Raw genomic sequence first — 2,591 nt, forward strand, 5'->3', positions numbered from 1 at the left:
CCCGCCTCCTGGGCCGCGGCCGCCAGCGGATAGAAGGTCATGTTCTGCGGCTTGGGCGTTCGTGCAGGGCAGATCGGTCGACAATAGATGCCGGTGGTCTTCACGGCGCCGAAGATACGGCCATCAAACCGGGCGTCGCGGGTCACGAAGGCGCGGCGGCAGGCTTCAAAATCCATGTCCATGCGCGGCAGAATGCGCGGGCTTGCCCTTCAAGTCTCGCGGTTTTCGGACACGGATGGTCGGCGCCTCCTGAGCGATAGGCGGGCTTCGGCTAACCCGCCGCCTCGGCCATGGCCTTGTCGCGGCCAATCGACCAGGCGGACACCATGTGCGCGACGATGGTCACCACGATCATCGGGATCAGGGCGGCGAAGCCGATGATGAGCGAGTTGTCGCCGTATTCCGGCTTGGCCATGTCGGAGATGCGGCCCACGTACACCGGACCAATGCCCAGGCCGATAAGGTTGAGCACAAACAGCAGCACAGCGCCCGAAATCACCCGGCGGTTCGGCGACACCGAGTTCTGAACCACCGCCAGCGCCGGGGCCAGGTAGCAGTTGTTGAGCAGCGCCGGCACCGCCGCGCAGGCGAGCGCAATCTGCCAGGTGGGCGCGTACAGCATGGCGATCCAGAACGGGATGGTGATGGTGAAGGTGATCGCCGGCAGCCAGGCGAACCAGCGCCGATCCCGACGGCTCAGCCGGTCGGCCAGCCAGCCCGCGCCAAACGTCCCGATCATGCCGGTGATGCCGAGAACCAGGCTGTAGTAAAGCGCCACCTCCATCAGGCTCATACCCTTGACCCGCATCAGGAACGGCGGATTCCAGGTGAGCGCGGCATAGCCTACAAAGGCCGAAAGGCCCGCCGCCAGCGCCGTGCAGACCAGGGTGCGGTTGCTGAAGAACCCGGCGATGGCGGTGAAGATCGGCGGTGGCTTGTCATGGGCGAGCTGGCCCGGCGCCAGGACATCAAGCCCGCCGCGCTTCGGCTCCCGGATGATCACCAGCAGCAGAACCGCGATAATCAGACCAGGGATACCCATGGCGAAAAAGGCGGCCCGCCAGCCATGTTCGGCGGCGATCCAGCCGCCAAGCGCCGACCCGAACATCGAGCCCACCGGCACGCCCAGCGAATAGAGCGCGAGCGCTGTGCCGCGTTCCTCGGGTTTGAAGTAGTCCGAGATCAGGCTGTAGGAGGGCGGGGAGCCGCCAGCCTCACCGATGCCCACACCCATCCTGTAGAGCGCCAGTTGCACGAAGTTGGTCGCCGTACCGCAGAGCGCGGTGAACGCGCTGAAGATCGCGACCGACGCCGAGATGATCCAGACCCGGTTCGCGCGATCCGCCAGCCAGCCGATCGGGATGCCGAACGTCGTATAGAAAAGGGCGAAGGCGATCCCGCCCAGAAGGCCCAGCTGTGTGTCCGACAGGTTCAGGTCCGTCCGGATCGGCTCGGCAAGGATCGACACGATCTGCCGATCCAGGAAGTTGAGCGTGTAGGCCACCGCCAGCATGAACACGACGAGGTAGCGGTAGTTACTGGACGCCTTCGACGCCGCCGCCATATCCGAACTCATTTGGCTTTCCCCAACCCTGGCCGCCATCGGCCGGCGTTCCGGTTCGAAGGGCGGGTATGCGTTTCCTGTCCAGACCTTGTCGCACGCTCCTGCTGCAGTCGCCAAGTCGATAAGGGGTCTGGGACCTGGAGCCTGTGGCGGAACAATCGCCGACAGGCAATGCCCGTTTGCGTCTCCCATCGCGCTGCCAGCAGCGTAAGCCGCAAATGGGTTCGTTTCGCCAAACGCCCGGTCATGCGCCTGGCGCGGCCCTGATCCTGCTCAATTCGCGTCGAGGGCTTTCATGACCTTGCTCAGGCGAGATCGAAGGCGGCGAGCGTAACGCTCCAGTTTCGCCATCTCGCCAGCCAACGCCAACAGAGCCCTCCCTTCCAGCTCTTCTATTCCGGGACAGGGAAAAGAGGTGTCCATTGCGGCCATTGCTGCCCTCAGTTGAAACAATCTGGAATTCTCGATTTGATTGAGGTGGAACCTCAGCTCCGCTGCGAGCCGCGCCATGTCAGCCATCGGCGCGCGACCTGCGGCCAATGCGGTTGACAGCTTCTCGTATCGTAGAGGAAGTGGCCCATTCAATTTTGAGGGCGTGCTGAGGCCGTGGCGCAGGGCGTTGCGGCTTGCCGTCGACTTTCCGGCCGGGGTTTTCGGTCCCGTGCTACGATTTGCGTTGCGGCGGTTCGCAGCGAGTTGCTTATCCGACACCATTTTTTTCCGCCCCCGATATCTGGCGAGCGGCGGTGAGGTGTCCTTCGGTATTGCGGCCGTCGGATGCTGATGCGGTACCGGACGCGTCGTCAGTCTTCACAGCGCCGGCATCGCTGCGAGCCCGTCGAGCAATCCGGGGTTGCGTCACATAGGTTTCCGGGCCGACGATCGCAGGGGCGCCACCGTGGAAGTTGCGGCGGTCAAGGCGTTCGTGACGGCGTTCGAGATCCTGAGCAGCGGCGCGGGCGATGCCAAGGTTTGTGAAGCTGAGGGCTTCGAGGGGCGCCAGAATCGGCGAGGCCAGGATGTAGGC

4 protein-coding genes are annotated in these 2,591 nt (G+C 64.3%); all 4 read right to left on the reverse strand.

The window, feature by feature from the left end; translation table 11 throughout:
- Nucleotides 1-182 (reverse strand): Ada metal-binding domain-containing protein (locus tag ACIQ42_RS17875; protein ID WP_397423578.1); only part of this gene is annotated, 182 nt, incomplete at its 3' end.
- Nucleotides 183-271: 89 nt separating this feature from the next.
- Entirely contained in the window at nt 272-1,576 is a 1,305-nt protein-coding gene (locus ACIQ42_RS17880) for a spinster family MFS transporter (protein WP_397400045.1), read from the reverse strand.
- A gap of 261 nt (nt 1,577-1,837) precedes the next feature.
- The gene (locus tag ACIQ42_RS17885) at nt 1,838-2,278 is read right to left on the reverse strand and encodes a hypothetical protein (protein ID WP_397423579.1); all 441 of its coding nucleotides are present in this window, start codon (nt 2,276-2,278) and stop codon (nt 1,838-1,840) included.
- Nucleotides 2,265-2,591, reverse strand: a 327-nt coding sequence (locus ACIQ42_RS17890; protein WP_397423580.1) for a hypothetical protein, incomplete at its 5' end; no start/stop codon positions are given. The genes ACIQ42_RS17885 and ACIQ42_RS17890, both read right to left, overlap by 14 nt.

It is taken from the genome of Phenylobacterium sp., from assembly GCF_044372605.1.
Taxonomy (GTDB): Bacteria; Pseudomonadota; Alphaproteobacteria; order Caulobacterales; family Caulobacteraceae; genus Phenylobacterium.

Bases quoted from the DNA above. Each gene is read 5' to 3' on its own strand.
- ACIQ42_RS17880 (WP_397400045.1), bottom strand. From the start codon at position 1,576: ATGAGTTCGGATATGGCGGCGGCGTCGAAGGCGTCCAGTAACTACCGC.
- ACIQ42_RS17885 (WP_397423579.1), bottom strand. From the start codon at position 2,278: ATGGTGTCGGATAAGCAACTCGCTGCGAACCGCCGCAACGCAAATCGT.